Annotated in this window: 24 protein-coding genes; 9 read left to right on the forward strand and 15 right to left on the reverse strand. The window is 68.8% G+C overall.

The features are described 5' to 3' along the window. Positions 1-20 precede the first annotated feature (20 nt). On the forward strand, positions 21-470 hold the full coding sequence (locus BM066_RS03380) for a TIGR02444 family protein (RefSeq protein WP_089924351.1): 450 nt from the start codon (positions 21-23) through the stop codon (positions 468-470). A gap of 67 nt (positions 471-537) precedes the next feature. Beyond that, complete coding sequence (locus BM066_RS03385; RefSeq protein WP_035072246.1) at positions 538-759, forward strand: YdcH family protein; 222 nt, start codon at positions 538-540, stop codon at positions 757-759. Here BM066_RS03385 and BM066_RS03390 read toward each other — a convergent pair. Continuing rightward, the gene (locus BM066_RS03390; protein WP_089924353.1) at positions 749-1,657 is read right to left on the reverse strand and encodes a LysR substrate-binding domain-containing protein; all 909 of its coding nucleotides are present in this window, start codon (positions 1,655-1,657) and stop codon (positions 749-751) included. The genes BM066_RS03385 and BM066_RS03390 overlap by 11 nt on opposite strands. A gap of 124 nt (positions 1,658-1,781) precedes the next feature. Between BM066_RS03390 and BM066_RS03395 the strand changes: the two genes are divergently transcribed. Next, positions 1,782-2,474 (forward strand): FMN-dependent NADH-azoreductase, encoded by a 693-nt coding sequence (locus BM066_RS03395; RefSeq protein WP_089924356.1) that lies wholly within the window; start codon positions 1,782-1,784, stop codon positions 2,472-2,474. Here BM066_RS03395 and BM066_RS03400 read toward each other — a convergent pair. Together BM066_RS03400 and BM066_RS03405 are read right to left on the reverse strand one after the other, a co-directional pair. After that, the gene (locus BM066_RS03400) at positions 2,471-2,947 is read right to left on the reverse strand and encodes an OsmC family protein (protein WP_089924357.1); all 477 of its coding nucleotides are present in this window, start codon (positions 2,945-2,947) and stop codon (positions 2,471-2,473) included. The genes BM066_RS03395 and BM066_RS03400 overlap by 4 nt on opposite strands. Positions 2,948-3,100: 153 nt before the next feature. Next, positions 3,101-3,820: a GGDEF domain-containing protein gene (locus BM066_RS03405; RefSeq protein WP_089924359.1), complete on the reverse strand. Its 720-nt coding sequence runs from the start codon at positions 3,818-3,820 to the stop codon at positions 3,101-3,103. 259 nt (positions 3,821-4,079) lie between these two features. On the opposite strand from BM066_RS03405, the gene purE reads away from it, so the two are divergent. Both purE and BM066_RS03415 read left to right on the forward strand, forming a co-directional pair. Continuing rightward, the gene (gene purE, locus BM066_RS03410) at positions 4,080-4,571 is read left to right on the forward strand and encodes a 5-(carboxyamino)imidazole ribonucleotide mutase (protein WP_089924361.1); all 492 of its coding nucleotides are present in this window, start codon (positions 4,080-4,082) and stop codon (positions 4,569-4,571) included. Then, positions 4,571-5,665, forward strand: a complete 1,095-nt coding sequence (locus BM066_RS03415; RefSeq protein ID WP_089924364.1) for a 5-(carboxyamino)imidazole ribonucleotide synthase — start codon at positions 4,571-4,573, stop codon at positions 5,663-5,665. Before purE ends, BM066_RS03415 begins: the two co-directional genes overlap by 1 nt. Positions 5,666-5,736: 71 nt before the next feature. Here the strand turns inward: BM066_RS03415 and BM066_RS03420 are convergent, their stop codons facing one another. Beyond that, on the reverse strand, positions 5,737-6,123 hold the full coding sequence (locus BM066_RS03420; RefSeq protein WP_089924366.1) for a RidA family protein: 387 nt from the start codon (positions 6,121-6,123) through the stop codon (positions 5,737-5,739). 95 nt (positions 6,124-6,218) lie between these two features. On the opposite strand from BM066_RS03420, the gene BM066_RS03425 reads away from it, so the two are divergent. Next, positions 6,219-6,926, forward strand: coding sequence for an aspartate/glutamate racemase family protein (locus tag BM066_RS03425; RefSeq protein WP_089924369.1), 708 nt, complete (start codon positions 6,219-6,221; stop codon positions 6,924-6,926). Between the two features lie 130 nt (positions 6,927-7,056). On the opposite strand, the gene BM066_RS03430 is transcribed toward BM066_RS03425, so the two are convergent. Continuing rightward, complete coding sequence (locus BM066_RS03430; RefSeq protein WP_089924375.1) at positions 7,057-7,737, reverse strand: COQ9 family protein; 681 nt, start codon at positions 7,735-7,737, stop codon at positions 7,057-7,059. A 180-nt stretch (positions 7,738-7,917) separates the two neighbouring features. Between BM066_RS03430 and rpsU the strand changes: the two genes are divergently transcribed. Next, positions 7,918-8,157, forward strand: coding sequence for a 30S ribosomal protein S21 (gene rpsU, locus BM066_RS03435; RefSeq protein WP_089924448.1), 240 nt, complete (start codon positions 7,918-7,920; stop codon positions 8,155-8,157). Positions 8,158-8,367: 210 nt separating this feature from the next. On the opposite strand, the gene BM066_RS03440 is transcribed toward rpsU, so the two are convergent. Beyond that, positions 8,368-9,336: an alpha/beta fold hydrolase gene (locus tag BM066_RS03440; RefSeq protein ID WP_089924378.1), complete on the reverse strand. Its 969-nt coding sequence runs from the start codon at positions 9,334-9,336 to the stop codon at positions 8,368-8,370. 81 nt (positions 9,337-9,417) lie between these two features. Continuing rightward, on the reverse strand, positions 9,418-10,212 hold the full coding sequence (locus BM066_RS03445; protein ID WP_089924380.1) for a M23 family metallopeptidase: 795 nt from the start codon (positions 10,210-10,212) through the stop codon (positions 9,418-9,420). Between the two features lie 328 nt (positions 10,213-10,540). On the opposite strand from BM066_RS03445, the gene BM066_RS03450 reads away from it, so the two are divergent. Beyond that, entirely contained in the window at positions 10,541-10,891 is a 351-nt protein-coding gene (locus BM066_RS03450; protein WP_089924383.1) for a UrcA family protein, read from the forward strand. A 279-nt stretch (positions 10,892-11,170) separates the two neighbouring features. Then, positions 11,171-11,515, forward strand: coding sequence for a UrcA family protein (locus BM066_RS03455; protein WP_089924386.1), 345 nt, complete (start codon positions 11,171-11,173; stop codon positions 11,513-11,515). Positions 11,516-11,742: 227 nt separating this feature from the next. Here BM066_RS03455 and BM066_RS03460 read toward each other — a convergent pair whose 3' ends face one another. From BM066_RS03460 to BM066_RS03495, 8 genes are all read right to left on the reverse strand, one after another. Beyond that, a complete protein-coding gene (locus BM066_RS03460; RefSeq protein WP_089924389.1) occupies positions 11,743-13,161 on the reverse strand; it encodes an NAD(P)(+) transhydrogenase (Re/Si-specific) subunit beta in 1,419 nt (472 codons plus the stop codon). A gap of 63 nt (positions 13,162-13,224) precedes the next feature. Further along, positions 13,225-13,548, reverse strand: a complete 324-nt coding sequence (locus tag BM066_RS03465; protein ID WP_089924391.1) for a hypothetical protein — start codon at positions 13,546-13,548, stop codon at positions 13,225-13,227. Next, a complete protein-coding gene (locus BM066_RS03470) occupies positions 13,545-14,420 on the reverse strand; it encodes a hypothetical protein (RefSeq protein ID WP_089924394.1) in 876 nt (291 codons plus the stop codon). The genes BM066_RS03465 and BM066_RS03470 overlap by 4 nt, the downstream gene beginning before the upstream one ends. A gap of 33 nt (positions 14,421-14,453) precedes the next feature. Further along, positions 14,454-14,804, reverse strand: a complete 351-nt coding sequence (locus BM066_RS03475) for a hypothetical protein (protein WP_089924397.1) — start codon at positions 14,802-14,804, stop codon at positions 14,454-14,456. Continuing rightward, positions 14,801-15,136, reverse strand: coding sequence for an NAD(P) transhydrogenase subunit alpha part 2 (locus tag BM066_RS03480; protein WP_057186238.1), 336 nt, complete (start codon positions 15,134-15,136; stop codon positions 14,801-14,803). The genes BM066_RS03475 and BM066_RS03480 overlap by 4 nt, the downstream gene beginning before the upstream one ends. 135 nt (positions 15,137-15,271) lie before the next feature. Further along, positions 15,272-16,414, reverse strand: a complete 1,143-nt coding sequence (locus BM066_RS03485; RefSeq protein WP_177218368.1) for a Re/Si-specific NAD(P)(+) transhydrogenase subunit alpha — start codon at positions 16,412-16,414, stop codon at positions 15,272-15,274. A 120-nt stretch (positions 16,415-16,534) separates the two neighbouring features. After that, entirely contained in the window at positions 16,535-16,765 is a 231-nt protein-coding gene (locus tag BM066_RS03490; protein ID WP_089924400.1) for an aa3-type cytochrome c oxidase subunit IV, read from the reverse strand. 60 nt (positions 16,766-16,825) lie between these two features. After that, complete coding sequence (locus tag BM066_RS03495) at positions 16,826-17,848, reverse strand: glycosyltransferase family 9 protein (RefSeq protein WP_089924401.1); 1,023 nt, start codon at positions 17,846-17,848, stop codon at positions 16,826-16,828. Positions 17,849-18,070 lie beyond the last annotated feature (222 nt).

Genomic DNA, 18,070 nt, shown 5'->3' on the forward strand with positions numbered 1-18,070 from the left:
GGCTTGAGGGGTTAACGAAGATGCGGCTTTGGCAGTGGGCCCTGGAGGTCTATGTGCGACCGTCTGTCGCAGGGGCGTGCCTGGCGCTGCAGGACGGGCACGGCCAGAACGTGCCCTATCTGCTGTGGGCCGCCTGGCGGGCCAGCGAGGGCCGCGCCGCCGACGCCAAGGCCGCCGCCCAGTTGGTCAAGCGCTGGGACGCCGAGGTCGGCTCGCCCCTGCGCGCCATCCGCCGCACGATCAAGCCGGCCTGGCCCGGGATCGACGACGGCGCGCGCGAGGATTTCCGCAACGCGGTCAAGGAGGTCGAGCTGCACGGCGAAAAGGTGCTGATGGAGAGCCTGGAGGCCCTCAGCGGCGAGCCGGGCCCGGCGCTGGACGTGTTCGACACGCTGCTGGAAGCGGCCCGGGCGTCCGGCGACCCGCCGCGCGAGACCGCCCTGCGCGCCCTTTCCGACGCGCTTTCGTGAGGCTCTTTACCGGCTGTCAGGCTTTGCTATCTATCACCGCCCTACTGGCCGGCATGGAGGAGCGTCCATGAACGACGACGATCCTTCCGAAGAAACCGACATCGCCATCGAGCGGCGTCTGGCGACCCTGCGCGAAGAGCACCAGGACCTCGGCGACGCGGTCTCGGCCCTCGAGGAACGCCCCCAGCCCGACATGCTGCAGATCGCTCGCCTCAAGCGCCGCAAGCTGGCCCTGAAGGACGAGATCGTGCGGCTCGAGGATCAACTGACGCCGGACATCATCGCCTAGACGGATCGACCTTCCGCTCTGGAGCCATCACCTCGGCCAGCCACGCCCGCAAGGCGCCGACGGCCTGGCCGTCGCGGGCGGCGGGCGGATAGACCAGCTGAAACCGTCGCCCTGCGAGCGCCGGCCCGAACGGCTGGACCAGCAGGCCGCCGGCCAGCTCGTCGGCCACCAGCGTCAAGCTGGCCAGAACCACCCCTTGCCCGGCCACCGCCGCCTGGATGGCGTGACTGTCGTCGGTGAAACGCGGCCCCGCCTCGACGTCCAGGCCCGCCATCCCCGCCTGTCGGGCCCAAAGTCTCCAAGTCGGAGCGTCGGCGCCGGGATGGCGCCATTCGGCGTGGATCAAGGCGTGCGCGACCAGGTCCCTCGCGTCGGTCAAGCCCAGGCTCGGACTGCACACCGGTGCGAAACGGTCGTCGACCAGGGGTTCGGAGACCAGCCCAGGCCAGGGCCCCAGGCCGTAGCGCACCGCCGCGTCGGCGTCGCCGGCCCGCAGGTCGACCGGATCGTCTGTGGCCAGCACGCGCAGGTCCAGCTCCGGATTGGCGGCGCGGAACGCCTCGACCCGGCCGGCCAACCGCCGGGCGGCGAAGGCCATGGTCGTCGACAGAGTCACGACTCGGCGCCCGGAGCCGGCGCGCAAGCCGGCGACCGCCTGCTCGAAGGCGTCGAAGCCGTCCATGAGGACCGGGAACAGTCGCGCCCCGGCGGCCGTCAGGCTGACGCTACGGACGCCGCGCACGAACAGCGCCTGGTCCAGGTACGCCTCCAGCTGGCGCACCTGGTGGCTGACCGCGGTGGGCGTCACGGCCAGCTCCTCGGCCGCTAGGCGAAAGCTGAGCCGGCGGGCGGCGGCCTCGAAGGCGCGCAGCGCGGAAAGCGGCGGGAGACGACGCATGGATGATTTCATCTCATCTATCAGCTGCAGATTTCGCGTTTGTAGCGGATGTTTCGGCGCGCGATCCAGGGTGGCACCGAAAACGGATGAGATCAGCTCATTCAAAAGACCCGAGAGCGCCGCCATGACCGCCATCCTGCATATCGACTCCAGCGCCCGCGCCGGCCTGTCCGGACGATCGCCACACGGCTCGCATAGCCGCCGCCTGACCGCGCGTTTCGTCGATCGCTGGCGCGCCGCGCGCCCCGCCGATTCCGTGACCTATCGCGACGTCGGCGCCGCTCCTCCCTCGCCGGTCACCGGCGACTGGATCCATGCGGCCTTCACCCCGCCCGAGCGCCGCGACGGCCGGATGGCGCGGGTCCTGGCCGAAAGCGATCGCCTGGTCGACGAACTGCTGGCCGCCGACCTGATCGTGGTGGGCGCCCCGATGTACAACTTCGGCCCGCCCGCCCCGTTGAAGGCCTGGATCGACAACGTCGTCCGGGTCGGCCGCACCTTCGGCTTCGACCGCGCGCGGACGGGCGAGCCGTACTGGCCGATGCTGGACGCGATGGGCAAGACGTTGGTGATCCTGTCTTCCCGCGGCGACCACGGCTACGGGTCGGGCGGGCGCCTGGCGCACGCCAACCACCTCGAGCCCGCCCTGCGCACCCCGTTGAGCTATCTGGGCGTCACCGACGTCCACGAGGCCGCCATCGAGTACGACGAATTCGCCGACTCCCGCCTGGCCGCTTCGATCGTCGCGGCGGAGGCGCGGGTCGACGAATTGGTTGAGGCGTTGCTGGCCGCGAGGCCCGAGGCGGTAGCGGCCTAACCCGGCTTCACCTCGACGCTCGCCTCGTGCGCCACCGGGAAGTTCAGCGAGTTGGCCACGAAGCACTTGGCGTTGGCCTCGTGGTGCAGGGCCAGGGCCTTGGCCGGATCCGAGCCGGCGGCGATCGTCACGTGAGGCCGCAGGGTCGCGCGCTCGAAACGGCCGCCGCCGGTCTCGTCCTCGACCATCACCGCCTGGGCCTCGTCGCGATAGGCGACCACCACCACGCCGTTCACGGCGCACAGGTGCAGGTACCACAGCTGGTGGCACGCACTGATCGAAGCCAGCAGCAACTCTTCGGGATTCCACCGCCCCGGATCGCCCCGGAAGCTGGGATCGGACGAGCCCAGCAGCACCGGCTTGCCCTCGGTGGCCACCTCGTAGGCTCGTTCGTAGGCCCGATAGCTGGCCGTGCCCTCGCCGGTGTCGCCCGTCCAAGTCAGGGTCGTGGCGTAGCGGTGCGACTTGGACATGGATGGGCAGGCTCCTTTGAGGGAACAACCTAGCGCCGTGCGTGGTCCTCGTCCTTCGACAAGCTCAGGATGAGGACCATTTCGGACGCCGCATTCGAAAAACCTCATCCTGAGCCCCTCGAAGGACGAGGTTTTCGCTCTCGAATGGCTGCCCTACGCTTCCTTGCGCGCCCGCTTCTTCAGGAACATCGCGGCGTCGGCCTCGGCCAGGGCGACCTCGGGATCGGCGCCGGCCTCGATCTCGCGCACGCCCCACGAGATGCGCAGCGGCACGGACCACTCGCCCACCTGCACCGGCATGCCGCGCACGGCCGCCGCCAGCGTCTCGGCCTTGGAGGTGGCGGTCTGCTGGTCGGCCTGGACCAGCAGCACGGCGAACTCGTCGCCGCCGATCCGGCCCACCACGTCGCTCTCGCGGACGTGGGCCTGCAGGCGTCCGGCCACGGCCTTCAGGGCCTCGTCGCCGGCCGCGTGGCCGAAGCGGTCATTGACGGCCTTGAAGCCGTCCAGGTCGAAGAACACCAGGCTGGCGGGCGAGCCGTAGCGCTGGGCGAAGGCGGCCACCCGCTTGATTTCGCGCAGGAAGGCCCGGCGGTTCAGCACCGGGGCCAGCACGTCCAGATCGGCCAGGCCCTGCGCCTCGCCCAGTTTGAACTTCAGCCGGGCGACCTCGCCCCGCAGGTCGTCGATCTCGACCATCAGGGTCTTCAGCGCCGCCTGCACCTGCGGGGTCAGGTCGGCCTCCGACAGGCCCAAGAACCCGGCCGTGTCGGCCGCCACCACGGCCCGCGCCACCGCCGGCCCGGCGGCCTCGGTCAGGGCGCGGCGACGGATCGCCGAGAAGGATTCGGTACGGACGCTGGTGATCTTCATGGGACGTCGGGAACCACTTGGGGAATCACTTGCGGTGAAGCTCCGACATTTCTGCGTTCTTTCATTAACCATGACAATGGCGACACCCATGTGTCGCAGCGTCGCGGCGCCGCAGTATCTGCCCGGACCGCCTGGGCTTTCCCGGTGAGAACGGGCTTTGGCGCCCGGACGCCAACGGCTATAAGGCCCGCGATTCACGGCCGTCAGGTCACGGAGCGCCTCCGTCGCGCCTCCGCCGCCATTAGGGAAATCGTCGCCGATGCCCACCGCCACGCCCCCCGTCGCCATCATCATGGGCAGCCGCTCGGACTGGCCGACGATGAAGAAGGCGGCCGACGCGCTCGACGCCCTGGGCGTGGCCTACGAGGCCAAGGTGGTTTCGGCCCACCGCACCCCCCAGCGGCTGGTCGAGTTCTCCACCGGCGCCCAGGCCGCCGGCTACAAGGTGATCATCGCCGGGGCTGGCGGCGCGGCCCACCTGCCGGGCATGGTCGCCTCGATGACCCTCCTGCCGGTGCTGGGCGTGCCGGTGCAGTCCAAGGCGCTGAACGGCCTGGATTCCCTGTTGTCCATCGTCCAGATGCCCGGCGGCGTCCCCGTCGCCACCCTGGCCATCGGCGAGGCGGGCGCCAAGAACGCCGGCCTGCTGGCCGCTCAGATCCTGGCGATCTCGGACCAGGCCCTGGCCGCGCGCCTGGCCGCCTTCCGGGCCGAACAGACCGACAGCGTCGTCGAAAGCGTTGAAGACTGATGACCCATCCTCCCGCCTCCCCCTTGCCCCCCGGCTCCACGATCGGCGTCCTCGGCGGGGGACAGCTGGGCCGCATGCTGGCCCTGGCCGCCGCCCGCCTGGGCTTCGACGTGGTGATCCTCGATCCCGAGGAGAACAGCCCCGCCGGCCGCGTGGCCGCCCGCCAGATCGTCGCCCCCTATGACGACCGCTGGGCGCTGAAACGCCTGGCCGAGGTCTGCGACGTCGTCACCTACGAGTTCGAGAACGTGCCGGCTGATACGGTCGCCGAGCTGACCGCCCAGGGCGCGCGGGTCGCCCCCGGGGCCAAGGCCCTGGCCGCCGCCCAGGACCGGGTGGTGGAAAAGACCTTCTTGGCCGAGATCGGCGTCCCGACCGTCGCCTTCGCCGCCGTCGAGACTGCCGAGGACCTGGCCGCCGCCGTGGCCAAGATCGGCGCCCCGTCGCTGCTGAAGACCCGCCGCGAGGGCTATGACGGCAAGGGCCAGGCCTGGATCCAGCGTCCGACCGAGGCCGCCACCGCCTTCGACCGGATCGCCGGCCAACCGGCCATACTCGAGGCCCCGGCCGACTTCGTGCGCGAGCTGTCGGTGATCGCCGCCCGCGGCCGCGACGGCGAGATCGCCTGCTACCCCCTGTCCGACAACCACCACGAGGGCGGCGTCCTGCGCCGCACCAGCGCCCCGGCCAAGGTCTCGAGCGCCACCCGCGACCAGGCCGAGGCGATCGTCGCCAAGATCCTGACCGCCCTGGAATATGTCGGGGTGATCGGGGTCGAGCTGTTCGAGCTGGCCGGCGGCAAGCTGCTGGTCAACGAATTCGCCCCCCGGGTGCACAACACTGGCCACTGGACCCAGGACGGCTGCGAGGTCGACCAGTTCGAGCAGCACATCCGCGCCGTCGCCGGCTGGCCCCTGGGCCCCACCGCCCCGCGCGCCCATGTCGAGATGACCAACCTGCTGGGTCCCGAGGTCGAGGCCTGGACCAAGCTGGCCGCCGAACCCGAAACCCGCATCCACCTCTACGGCAAGGGCGAGGCCCGGCCGGGACGGAAGATGGGGCACGTGAACCGGCTGCGGGGGCTGAAGGACTAGGGTCCTCCCCCCTTTCAATCGTCATTCCGGGCTTGTGCCCGGGCGTCCGGGCGCGCCGCAGGACTGACCCCTCACGCCATGGCGATGATTTCCAGCTCGACCAGCCAGTCCTCGGCCAGGGTCTGGACGATGATCGCCGTGGTCGGGATGCGCCGGTCGCCCAGGGCCTTGACCCGGGCCGCGCCGTTGGCCTCGACATAGGCGGCGTCGCGCAGATAGCTGGTCAGGCGCACGATGTTGTCGACCGTCATGCCGGCGCTGGCCAGGATGGTCCGCAGGTTCGACCAGACCAGCTCCAGCTGGCGCTCCAGGCTGGTCCCCGCCACGCCCCTCGCGTCCAGCCCCATGGTCCCGGCCACGAACAGCATGCGGGCGGGGTTCCGCACCTCGATGGCGTGCACATAGTCGTCGGTCGCGGCGTAGATCCCGTCGGTGGGATTGTGGATCACGGTGTCCATGGCGAGGCCTCCGGGCTTTCGTTTTCTTCCGGCTTGGTGTCCAAGCTTAGCGGAAGGGCGCGCGATCGGTGTGACGGCCTTTGGCGGAGCGCCCCATGGCCGAACAAGCAGTGATAGGCCTGATCGGCGGCATGAGCTGGGAAAGCTCGGCCCAGTACTACCGGCTGATCAACGAGGGCGTCCGCGACCGCCTGGGCGGCGTGGCCTCGGCGCGGACCCTGATGTGGTCGTTCGACTTCGCCCGGATCGAGGCCCTGCAGCACGATGGCGACTGGGACGCCCTGGCCGGCCAGATGGTCGACGCGGCCAAGGCCCTGCAAAGGGGCGGCGCCGACTTCCTGGTCCTGTGCACCAACACCATGCACCGCTGCGCCTGGGCCATCGACGCGGCGGTGGACATCCCCCTGCTGCACATCGCCGACCCGACGGCGGCGGCGATCCAGGCGGCGGGGATCTCCAGGGTCGGCCTGCTGGGCACGGCCTTCACCATGGAGCAGGACTTCTATCGCGGCCGGCTGGAAGAGAAATTCGGCCTGGAGGTGCTGGTCCCCGACGCCCAGGACCGCGCGGCGGTGCACGGGATCATCTATCGCGAACTGGTGGCCGGCCAGATTCTGGACGCCTCGCGCGAGGTCTACAAGGCGGTGATCGAAAGGCTGGTCGAGCGCGGGGCGCAGGGGATCATCCTGGGCTGCACCGAGATCATGCTGCTGATCGAAGCGGCCGACAGCCCCGTGCCGGTGTTCGACACCACGACGCTGCACGCGACGGCGGCGGTGGAGCGGGCGCTAGGGGTGACCTGATCCCTCTCCCCTTGCGGGAGAGCAACCATGTCGCTCAAGCGTGGCGGGTCGGGTGAGGGGTCGAAGACAGCCTCAGCCGCGCAGGGCGGAAAATTCTGCGCCACCTTTTCCCGCAAAGGGAGAAGGAAAGCTAACCCCGCCCATATCGCATCCGCGCCAAGGCCGCGGCCACCTCGGCCGCCAGGTTCATCGGCTTGATCCCCGCCTTCCACTTCTCGAAGGCCATGACGTTGTCGATGCGGCCGTCCAGGTGCTTGAGCGCCGACTCGCGGCCCGAGGCCATGTCGACCGCCAGGGTCGAGACCAGGATCCCCGACAGGATCGCCCGCTTGGAATAGTGATTCTCGTCGGTCGCCGTGTCGCCGGCCCAACGCCACAGGGCGTCGGCGCTTTCCCAGACCAGGGTCAGGGCCAGCGGCATGTGGGTCGGGAAGGCCAAGAAGGCCGCCAGCTTGCGCAGGGCCTCGGCGTCCTGCCGGGCGGCGTCCAGGCGCGCGATCACGCCCGCCCGGATCTTGTCGCGGATCTTGGCCGGCGGCGGGCTCAGAGCCCCCAGCGCGGCCAGGGCGGCCCTGTCGTGGCGGCGCGACAGCAGGGCGGCCAGGTCGCGCGGGCCTTGCGGCAGCAGCAGTTGCGCCTCGCCGGCGTTGAGGCCGGCGGCGACGGCGGCGGCCCGGGCCAGGCCGGGGTTCCACCCCAGGCGCGGCGCCAGGCGCAGGGCCTCGTCCAGCACCCTTTGCTCGGCGGCGTCGGCCCAGTCGCCCGGGTCCTGGCCCGGGTCTTGGGAAGCTTCGGCGGTCTTGTCGCTCATGAATCCGAGTCTACACGGGAGTTTAGGCCGCGTCGCCATGGACAGAGGCCCCTGCCTCTGCTATCAGCCGCCCCTCGTCGCCCGGGAGATCCCTTTCCGGGCTTATCAGGTTTTGTTCGCCCGCCCGGCCCCTGAGAGGGACTCGGGAAGATGGTCGGGCCGTCGAATGGAGAGAGACCCCTGGTCCAGATTTTCGTCCGCGACAACAACGTCGATCAGGCCCTGAAGGCCCTGAAGAAGAAGATGCAACGCGAAGGCTCGTTCCGCGAAATGAAGCGGCACGTGCACTACGAAAAGCCGTCGGAAAAGCGCGCCCGTCAAAAGGCCGAAGCCGTCCGCCGCGCCCGCAAGCTGGCCCGCAAGCGCGCCCAGCGCGAAGGCCTGCTGCCGATGCCGAAGAAGCCGGCCGGCGCGCGTTAAGCGACGCTTTCCAGCTTTCTGGATGCAACAAACCCGCCCGGAGCGATCCGGGCGGGTTTTGTTTTGCCTGAGAGGTAGGTGGCTTACGCACTTGCCGCCACCTGACGGCTTCGCCGTCTGTCCGCCCCCATAGGGGGCGGAGCCTTCGCGCTTTAGGCTCTTCCCTCCTGGGGGGAAGACGACCGCGAGGCGGTCCGTAGGGGGCAAGTCTCAGCCGCCCTTCCCCGCCCCCGCCACGAAGTCCACCGCCTTGACGATATGCCCGGCGAACGCCTCGCCCAGCAGCCGCGTGTGGCTGGCCGCCTCGACGTGATCGACATAGCCGTGCTTCGACCGCTCGGCCGGCAAGGCCTGCATCGCCTTGCGCCGCTCGCGGCCCTTGACCGGTCCGGCCGTGACCACCGCCACCGGCCAGTCGGGATCATAGGCCGGCACGGCGATCGCCTGATCCGCCGACTGGGGCCACAGCGCCACCTCGGCGGCGGCGGTGCGGTTGTGGCGGCCGTCGGCGAAGGCCCAGCGCTTCTCGGCCCCCGCGGCGGGCGGCAGGCCGATCTTGTCGCCCAGGTTGGTGTAGGCCAGCGGCTTGAACAGCCCGATCGACGCCCCGCGCGCGGCCCAGCGCGATGCGGTGGTGAACGCCTTGACGAACGGCTTGAACGCCTGGGTCTCCGACGCGTCGGCTGTGGCCGCGTCGACCAGCACCAGCCCCGCCACCTTATCGGGATTGCGCCCGGCGTACTCGCGCAGGCGCAGGCCGGCCATCGAGTGGCCGACCAGGATGAACGGCCCCTCTTCGCCCGAGGCGGCGACCAGCTTCTCGAAGTCGGAGACGATGGCCAGGCCGTCGCGCGGCGCCGGTCCCGGCGGCGAGAAGCCCATGCCGGCCCGGTCGTAGGCGCAGGACCGCCAGCCGGCGGCGCTCAGGGCCTGCTGGGTGGCGCCCCAGTCGGCGGCGAAGCCGAAGGCGCCGGCCTCCAGCCACACCAACGGGCGGTCGCCGGCTTCGCTACGAGAGGGCCCCTCGCAGACCAGCCGCAGCTGACGCCCCTCGCCGATGTCCACCATCCGACCCCGCGGCACGGGATGACCGGCCGCCGACATCAGGCCGCCCACGGCGATGAAGGAAACAAGGAGAAGAGCGAATCCGGCAACGGCGCGTCCGACGAACTTGAGCATGCGGCCACTTTAGCCGAGCGACCATGTCCGTCGAGTGACGGCGACTTCCAAATTCGGTGCAAGGCTTGGCCTGGCGAGGTTTCAGCCGTCGACGACGTTGATCCGCGTGCGGATGCGGCCGCCCTTGACGCGGGTGACCACGCCTTCGCCGTCGGCCGCCGTCTTGCTCGCCATCTGAGCCTTGACGCCCTCGGGCCATTTCGACACTTGGGCCAGGCGCACCGTGCGGCCCACCTTGGCGGCGGCTTTCAGCGGCAGGTCGTCCTTTTCGGCGAAGGTCTTGCCCATGAACAGCGCCGGGTTCAGCGGTTTGCCGGCCTTGTTGCGCAGCTCGAAGTGCAGGTGCGAGCCGGTCGAGCGGCCGCTGCTGCCCACATAGGCCACGGTGGTTCCGCGCTTGACGTAGGTCCCGCGCTTGAGGCCCGCGTCGCGGCCCAGGTGGGCGTAGAGGGTGCGGAAGCCGTCCTTGTGGGCCACCTCGACGAAACGGCCATAGGTCCCGCTGACGCCGCTCTTCATGACGATGCCGTCGGTGGCCACATGTACGGGCGCGCCGGCCGGGGCGGCGATGTCAACGCCCTCGTGCAGGCGGCCGTTCTCTTCCCACGGCATCTGGCGCAGGCCGAACGGCGAATTGATCACCCGGCCCGGCAACGGGGCGTCGAACACGAAGGCTGGGGGCGGAGGCGGGGGCGGTTCGGGCGCCGTGACGGAGGCGATCGCCGGGGCCGGCGCGGGCTTGTCCAGGTCGGCGTTCATCGCGCCGATGGTCGTGACGGCGTTGATCGCGCCCCAGACCACGATGGCGCCGCCCACGGCGGCGAACGCGGCGAGCGAGTAGGGAGACGACGTTGCGGCCAGGACTCGTGACGCCAAGAGCGATCCTCACAGACGGTCGGTCGACCCGAAGTGACCGCGCCGAAGCGCGCTTCCATCCCACAGGCGACCTTTCGGGATGATGAAGGCAGGCTCTATGCAGCGTCCATGCGGCGAAAAGGCGGCGCGCCTTAACCATTGATCAAGCATGACCATAAATCAGACGCCGGAAGATTGGCCGCACATTACAAGAAATTCAGAATATTACTTTCAGTACACTTCTTTAATTACACGTCATGAATGAGACGTAACGAGTATTCCTGAGAAATCGCGAATATACCTTTGGACATGGGGCGCAGGGACGCGCCAGGACAAAGGGATAACTCAAATGCGCAAGTTCATGACCAGCCTGACCGCCGTGGCCACCGTCACCCTGGCCGCCGTGCCCGCCCTGGGCCTGCTGCAAGCCGCCCATGCCGCTGAGCCCACCGCCACCGTCTCCCTGGCGGACCTGGACCTGTCCAACCCCGCCCAAGCCGCCGAATTCAAGGCCCGCATCGACGACGCCGCCGACCGTGTCTGCCGCGCGCGCGCCAGCACCAATCCCGGCGGCGACTTCACGATCGCCGGCTGCAAGGTCGCGGCCCGCAAGCAGGCCGACGCCCAGTTGTCCTCGACCCAGCGCCAGAACCTGCAGATGGCCGCCCGCGCCACGCCGGTCGCCTTCGCCGCCCGCTGAGCGACCGCATGCCGCGCCAAAAGGAAAGCCCCCCGGACGGGAACGTTCGGGGGCTTTTACAGCGCCAAGCACCACCATAAAGACGATAAAACTTAGCTATTGACGAAGCATAACCGTAGACAATCGATACTAAAAATCTTCCATATCATCCATAATACTCAATATTGTCTTTTTCTAAATTCCTTGTCACAAATGAAATGTGATGAGTATTTGCAATGATACGAGAGTATCACCCTTTGGCGCCGGGAGAAACAAGCGCCAAATCAAGGGACAACTCCAATGCGCAAGCTCATCATCAGCCTGACCGCCGCCTCCGCCCTGGCCCTGACCGCCGTTCCGACCCCGGGCCTGACCCAGACTCCCGCCGCATCGACCGCCCGCATCTCGGTCGTCGGCCTGAACCTGGCGACCCCCGCCGACGCCGCCAAGTTCGCCGCCCGCATCAACGCGACCGCCGAAGACGTCTGTCACGACATGGCGCGCGGCAATCCGCATGGCGCGTTCACCATGGCCGGCTGCAAGGTCGCCGTCCGCCAGCAAGCCATGTCGCAACTGTCCAAGGATCAGCGCCGAAGCCTGCGGATCGCGTCGCGCGCCAACGCCGTCGCGCTCGCCAGCCGCTGAGACCCGCACAACCTCTGCGACCCGTCAAAAAGCAAAGCTCCGGACGGGGTTCCGTCCGGAGCTTCTTCTTTTCGAAAACACGCCGCCGCGCATTTGAGTTGCCTTGGCCCGTCGGCGCGCCACCCCTCCGCACCTGCGACGGATAGAGAGATTCCGGGCCCAAGGCCCGGAATGACGGAGCTAGTTTGGATCGCCTTGGGACAGCGACGACCCCGCCCCTCGCCGCCTCACAGCCCCTTCACGATCCCCTCGACCATCTTCTTGGCGTCGCCGAACAGCATCATGGTGTTGTCGCGGAAGAACAGCTCGTTCTCGACGCCCGCGTAGCCGCTGGACATGCCGCGCTTGATGAACAGCACGGTGCGGGCCTTTTCGACATCCAGGATCGGCATGCCGAAGATCGGGCTCTGCGGGTCGGTCTTGGCCGCCGGGTTGGTGACGTCGTTGGCGCCGATCACGAAGGCCACGTCGGCGGTCGAGAACTCGCTGTTGATGTCCTCCAGCTCGAACACCTCGTCATAGGGCACGTTGGCCTCGGCCAGCAGCACGTTCATGTGGCCCGGCATGCGGCCGGCCACGGGGTGGATGGCGTACTTCACCTCCACGCCCTCCTCCTTCAGCTTGTCGGCCATTTCGCGCAGGGCGTGCTGGGCCTGGCTGACGGCCATGCCGTAGCCGGGGACGATGATCACCTTGCTGGCGTTCTTCATGATGAAAGCCGCGTCGTCGGCGCTGCCCTGCTTGACCGGTCGGGTCTCGACCTTGCCGCCGCCGCCGGCCGCCGCGTCGGCGGCCCCGAAGCCGCCCAGGATCACCGAGATGAAGCTGCGGTTCATGCCCTTGCACATGATGTAGGACAGGATCGCGCCCGACGAACCGACCAGGGCCCCGGTGATGATCAGGGTGGTGTTTTCCAGCGTGAAGCCGAGCGCCGCCGCGGCCCAGCCCGAATAGCTGTTCAGCATCGAGACCACGACCGGCATGTCGGCGCCGCCGATCGGGATGATCAGGGTGACGCCGATCAGCAGGGCCAAGGCGAAGATCCCCCAGAAGGCCCAGATGGCGTGGCCGCCGCTCATCACCAGCACCACCACCAGGGCGACGATGGCCAGGGCGATGACGATGTTGATCAGGTGGCGGGCCGGCAGCAGGATCGGCGCGCCGCCCATGTTGCCGTTCAGCTTGGCGAAGGCGATGACCGAGCCGGTGAAGGTGATCGCGCCGATGGCCAGGCCCAGCGACAGCTCGATCAGGCTGTTGAGGTGCACCTGGCCGTCAGCGCCCAGGATGCCGTAGGCCGCCGGGGTGTAGATCGCCGCCACCGCCACCAAGCAGGCGGCCATGCCGACCAGGCTGTGGAAGGCCGCCACCAGCTGCGGCATCGAGGTCATGGCCACCCGGCGGGCGATCAGCGCCCCCACCGTGCCGCCGACCGCGATCCCGCCCAGGATCAGGCCGATGGTCACGGGATCCAGCGCCCCCTGCTTCCACAGCGTGGCCAGGGTGGTCAGCACGGCGATGGCCATGCCGATCATGCCGTTGCGGTTGCCCGTCTGGCTGGTCACCGGGCTGGACAGCCCGCGCAGCGCCAGGATGAACAGCACCCCCGACACGATGTAGAGGATGGCGGCGAGATTGGCGTTCATGTCAGGTCTTGGCCCCCAAGAGCGGCGAGGAGAGAGCGGCGACGCCGCGACGAGAATTGCATGTCATGGTTTGGCCGCTTCCGGCGGATCAACGCCATCAGCGTCCCGACCAAAGGTTTTGAAAATCCGGTAGATCGCGAAAGCGGCGTTCAGCAACGACACGACAACGACGGCGATCCAAAACATTGAGTAGTGCGCTGGGCGCTCATTCCACGCCTGAGCCGAGGCCAACGCCGCATAGAACAATCCGCCGACCGCCTCTCCCGCGAACCTGACGCGCGGACTACGTCCACTTGCCCAAAGGCAGAACATCGTCAGAAGGAGGCAGCCTGCGAAGAAGCTTCCCATGATGACGGCGGTCAGAAGTGGCGAGGCGCTGTCGCTCACGACACCTCCCCCTCGATCACAGTCGGCGCGGCGTTGACCCCGAACCGTGGCGGATGGCCCGAAGGCAGGCCGGAGAGGTCGTAGCGCGGCGGCTCGTAGTGGTTGGCCGCCGTATAGGGCGCGGCGAAGCGGGCCTGGCCGTCGGCCCCGGCCAGTTCGTCCTCGCGCACGAAGAAAGCGTTGGCGCCCGACAGGTTGCAGCCGACCAGGGCGTAGCCCTTGGCGCGGCCCAGGGCCTCCAGGCTGCTGAGGCTGGCGCTGTGATAGTTGCCGCCGTCCCAGACCCGGTCGGCCTTGTACTCGGCGACGAAGGCCACAGGCGGCGGATAGGCGGCGTTATATTCTATGATCACCACGCGCGGCCGGACGGCGCTGATCGCCCGCCAGATCCAGTAATCGTTGCCGTCGATGTCGATCGACAGCAGATCGACGCTGGCGGGCTTTTCGGCGGTTCCGCCGGCCCAGGGCCCCAACAGGCCGTCGATGTTCTCGGCGGTCACGAAGGCCTTCTGCACGGTCAGCCGCCCCTGGCCCACGGCCACGGCCTGGTGGCCCTTGGCGGCCTCGACATACTTGTCCGAACCGTCCAGCCACAGGCCGCTCCAGCCGGCCATCAGCAGCAGGGCGGTGTTGCACTCCACCCCGGCCTGGACGCCGAACTCGATGAACCGCCGGTCGCCCTCGCCGATGCGGTTGAAGATCTCCAGGACGATGCCGTCCTCGTCGTTCTGGCTGTAGGTCTTGCGGCCATGGGCGATCAGCCGCCCGGGCTCGCGGGCCCGGGGCGAAGCGCGCAGCTCGTCCCACCACCGCTCCAGCGCGATGCGGTTGGCGACCTGGGCCTGCTTGACGATGCGCTTGCCGCCGAACATGTCAGCTTCCCGGCGCGAAGACTGAAGGGACGCTCACCGTGAAGCCTCCTGCTTGGCGAGTTCCGCGTGCATACGCTTGAGGAACTCGGCCTTGGCCTCCCGGCTGGACTTCGTCAGGGACAGCGCGATGACGGCCACGCACAGGACGATCCATGCGCCACCCGCGATGGCTTCCTTATGGAAAAAGGCGTTAGCGCCCATCGCCAGGGTCAGCACGACCAAGAGGGGAGCCGCCAGCAGCCGCGGGCGCTTGCGATCCTCCCGACCAAAATCGAAGAACAGGAATCCTTTGACCTTCAGGAGCAGGATAACGAACGCCGTGCCGACGATCGGAAGAGCCACGCTCAACAGCAGTATGGTGGGATCGGGGCGCGCCGCGCTCACTTCTTCTCTTTCTTCTTGTACATGGCCAGCATCCGGTTGGTGACCAGGAAGCCGCCGAAGATATTGACCGCGGCGAAGGCGGCGGCGATGGCGCCGGCCCCCTTGGAGATCCAGGTCGAAGCGGCGACCGTGCCGCCGTCCAGGTCGCTGTGGGCCCCGTGGGCGGCGGCGGCCAGCAGGGCGCCGACGATGATCACCGACGAGATGGCGTTGGTCACGGCCATCAGCGGGGTGTGCAGGGCGGGCGTGACGCTCCAGACGACGTAGTAGCCCACGAAGATGGCGAGCACGAAGATCGCCAGGCGGAACACGGTGGGGTCGACGGCTTCCATCTCAATCCCTCTTTTTGAGAGGCGGTGCGACCGCCCTCGTCCTTCGACAGGCTCAGGATGAGGGCGGAATGAACCGCCCGTTCCTTGAAAACCTCATGCTGAGCCTGTCGAAGCACGAGGTTTTCACGCAGTGAACTAACCGGCCAGCAAGCTCGGATGCACCACCGCCCCGCCCTGGGTGACCAGGGCCGCCTTGAGGATCTCATCCTCGAAGTCGGGGGCGAAGGCGCCCTCCTTGTTCAGGAACAGGCTGGACAGGGCGAACAGGTTGCGGGCGTAGAGCGCCGAGGCGTCGGTGGCCACGCGGCCGGGCAGGTTGGGGATGCCCAGGATCTTGACGCCGTTGGCGGTGACCGCGACCTCGCCCAGCTTGCCGCCCTCGACGTTGCCGCCGGCCTCGATGGCCAGGTCGACCAGCACCGAGCCGGGCTTCATCGAGGCGACCTGGGCGGCGTTGACCAGCTTGGGCGCCGGGCGGCCAGGGATCAGGGCCGTGGTGATGACGATGTCCTGCTTGGCGATGTGCGAGGAAACCAACTCGGCCTGCTTGGCCTGGTATTCCTTCGACATCTCCTTGGCGTAGCCGCCGGCGGTCTGGGCGTTCTTGAACTCCTCGTCCTCGACGGCCAGGAACTTGGCGCCCAGGCTTTCGACCTGCTCCTTGGTGGCCGGACGGACGTCGGTGGCGGTGACCACCGCGCCCAGGCGGCGGGCGGTGGCGATGGCCTGCAGGCCGGCCACGCCCACGCCCATCACGAAGACCTTGGCCGCGGCGACCGTGCCGGCGGCGGTCATCATCATCGGCAGGGCCTTGCCATAGGCCTCGGCCGCCTCGATCACGGCGCGGTAGCCGGCGAGATTGGCCTGCGAGGACAGCATGTCCATCACCTGAGCCCGGGTGATGCGCGGGATGAACTCCATGGCCAAGGCGCTGGCGCCGGCCTTGGCCAGGGCGTTCAGCGTGTCCTTGTCCTGGTACGGATTGAGCGCCGCGGCGACGATCGCGCCCTTCTTCAGGGCGGCGATCTCGGCGGCTTCGGGGGCGCGGACCTTGAACAGGACGTCGGCGTCCTTCAGGGCGTCCTTCGCCGTCTTGGCCAGCTTGGCCCCGGCCGCCTCGTAGTCGGCGTCCGGATACGAAGCCGCGGTCCCCGCCCCGGCCTCGACCACGACCGAGAAACCGGCCGCGACCAGCTTCTTGACGGTCTCGGGCGTGGCCGCGACCCGGGTCTCGCCACCGCGGGTCTCTTTCGTGACGGCGATAACGGCCATCGGCATACCCCTCCCAAGGACGCTGCTTGCTCCGACGAGCTTGCGCGTCTCTCTAGGGGATGTTCTTGCCCGATGTCGAGCCTTACGCTTACGGCATGGGCAAAAATATACCGATGTCTACCGGTGTCAGTGGGCGGAGGCGGGCTTTTCGCGCAGGAACACGACGCCCAGGACCGCCAGGACGATTCCCGGGATCACGCCGCCGACGAAGCCGGCCGAGGTGCAGAACCACAGGGTGATGGTCAGCAGCAGGACGGCGACGGCCAGCGAGCCCCACTTGGTCATCTTGCCAAAGGCTTCGAAGGTCGCGGACTGTTCGTGGATGTCCATTTCACCGCGTTGGTAGTCGCCGGCCATGTCAGTTTCCCAGGTGGAATTAAAAAACGCCCCGCCGCTTACAACGTGCGGGGCGCGGGCTCAAGCCGCCGGGATGTCGCGATTGGCCCAGGCCTCGTCGGTGAACCGCGTTCGAACAGCCGCGACGGCCTGATCGACCGAAATATCGGCGATCCGCCCCTCCCCGCCGTCGAGGCGGCTGAGCCAGCGCGAATAGGCCGGCACGGGGCTGGTGCCCATCAGGCCGATGGCCGGCCGCCCCACCGAGGCGGCGACGTTCAGCGGCCCGGAGTCGTTGCCCAGGAATCCGGCCGACAGGGCGATCAGGGCGGCGGCCTGGTCCAGCGGCAGGTCGCAGGCCAGGATGTCGCGACCGGACCCGAACCGGGCGGCCACGCTCGCCTCCAGGCGCGGGGCGTCGTTCGGTCCGCCCAGCCAGAAGACCGTCGGGAACAGGTCGGCCACGGCTTGCGACACGGCGGCGAAGCGCTCGGCCGGCCAAGTGCGGGCCGGTTCGCTGGCCCCGACGCCCAGCACCAGCCACGGGCCGGGCAGGCGGCCGAACCGCGCCTGGACCGCCGCCACGGCCTTGGGGTCCAGCAACAGGCCCGGCTCGCGGCTGTCGACCTTCAGGCCGTGCAGGACCTCGAACGCCGCCAGCTTGTCCAGCCGATGGTCGGGCCGCATGGCCTTGGGCAGGAATGGCCCCTGCAGCCACTGCTCCTGGCTTCCGTGACCCAGGCCGAACCCGCGCCGCTCAGGCACGCCGGCCAGCCAGGCGGCCTGGGCGGGGCGGCCGATCTTCTCCAGGATCCACACGGCGCGCGGCCTCACCTCGCGGCAGATGCGCCAAAAGTCGAGCACCTCCTTCACGCCCTTCAGCGCGCCGGAGAAGTGGCGGGCATAGACCACCCGGCTGACCGACGGCTCGACCGCCAGCACCTCGGCGGCGCGACTGGACGGCCGCGCGGCCAGCACCACCTGGCCTTCGGGCGTTCGAGCGGCGATGGCCCGGACGGTCGGCAGGTGCCACATCAGGTCGCCGATGCCGCGGTCGGGCGCGTAGACGAGGACGGAGCCGGCGGGCTTGGAGGCGGTATCCATGCCTCTGGGCTTAGCGGGCGCTCCGGCGGTTGTCATCCCGCACGCCCTTTCGGCCCGTCGGCGGCCCATCCTCCCGACACGGCCCGTGCTGGAAAGCGCGTCCATGAACGCCTCGGACCGCCCTCTCTTTCAGCAATCGCCGCCAATCGGAGGCGAGTGACAAATATCATTCACCCAAAAAGAGCATTGTGTGATCACTCTACCATTCGATGCGTCGGCGTC

It is taken from the genome of Caulobacter sp. UNC279MFTsu5.1 (assembly GCF_900114015.1).
Lineage (GTDB): Bacteria > Pseudomonadota > Alphaproteobacteria > Caulobacterales > Caulobacteraceae > Caulobacter.

Bases quoted from the DNA above. Each gene is read 5' to 3' on its own strand.
- BM066_RS03395 (WP_089924356.1), top strand. From the start codon at position 1,782: ATGACCGCCATCCTGCATATCGACTCCAGCGCCCGCGCCGGCCTGTCC.
- BM066_RS03440 (WP_089924378.1), bottom strand. From the start codon at position 9,336: ATGCTCAAGTTCGTCGGACGCGCCGTTGCCGGATTCGCTCTTCTCCTT.
- BM066_RS03495 (WP_089924401.1), bottom strand. From the start codon at position 17,848: ATGGATACCGCCTCCAAGCCCGCCGGCTCCGTCCTCGTCTACGCGCCC.
- BM066_RS03490 (WP_089924400.1), bottom strand. From the start codon at position 16,765: ATGGCCGGCGACTACCAACGCGGTGAAATGGACATCCACGAACAGTCC.
- BM066_RS03405 (WP_089924359.1), bottom strand. From the start codon at position 3,820: ATGAAGATCACCAGCGTCCGTACCGAATCCTTCTCGGCGATCCGTCGC.
- BM066_RS03480 (WP_057186238.1), bottom strand. From the start codon at position 15,136: ATGGAAGCCGTCGACCCCACCGTGTTCCGCCTGGCGATCTTCGTGCTC.
- BM066_RS03420 (WP_089924366.1), bottom strand. From the start codon at position 6,123: ATGGACACCGTGATCCACAATCCCACCGACGGGATCTACGCCGCGACC.
- BM066_RS03485 (WP_177218368.1), bottom strand. From the start codon at position 16,414: ATGCCGATGGCCGTTATCGCCGTCACGAAAGAGACCCGCGGTGGCGAG.
- BM066_RS03385 (WP_035072246.1), top strand. From the start codon at position 538: ATGAACGACGACGATCCTTCCGAAGAAACCGACATCGCCATCGAGCGG.
- BM066_RS03455 (WP_089924386.1), top strand. From the start codon at position 11,171: ATGCGCAAGCTCATCATCAGCCTGACCGCCGCCTCCGCCCTGGCCCTG.
- BM066_RS03430 (WP_089924375.1), bottom strand. From the start codon at position 7,737: ATGAGCGACAAGACCGCCGAAGCTTCCCAAGACCCGGGCCAGGACCCG.
- BM066_RS03425 (WP_089924369.1), top strand. From the start codon at position 6,219: ATGGCCGAACAAGCAGTGATAGGCCTGATCGGCGGCATGAGCTGGGAA.
- BM066_RS03380 (WP_089924351.1), top strand. From the start codon at position 21: ATGCGGCTTTGGCAGTGGGCCCTGGAGGTCTATGTGCGACCGTCTGTC.
- BM066_RS03415 (WP_089924364.1), top strand. From the start codon at position 4,571: ATGACCCATCCTCCCGCCTCCCCCTTGCCCCCCGGCTCCACGATCGGC.
- BM066_RS03450 (WP_089924383.1), top strand. From the start codon at position 10,541: ATGCGCAAGTTCATGACCAGCCTGACCGCCGTGGCCACCGTCACCCTG.
- BM066_RS03390 (WP_089924353.1), bottom strand. From the start codon at position 1,657: ATGCGTCGTCTCCCGCCGCTTTCCGCGCTGCGCGCCTTCGAGGCCGCC.
- purE (WP_089924361.1), top strand. From the start codon at position 4,080: ATGCCCACCGCCACGCCCCCCGTCGCCATCATCATGGGCAGCCGCTCG.
- BM066_RS03460 (WP_089924389.1), bottom strand. From the start codon at position 13,161: ATGAACGCCAATCTCGCCGCCATCCTCTACATCGTGTCGGGGGTGCTG.
- BM066_RS03470 (WP_089924394.1), bottom strand. From the start codon at position 14,420: ATGTTCGGCGGCAAGCGCATCGTCAAGCAGGCCCAGGTCGCCAACCGC.
- BM066_RS03400 (WP_089924357.1), bottom strand. From the start codon at position 2,947: ATGTCCAAGTCGCACCGCTACGCCACGACCCTGACTTGGACGGGCGAC.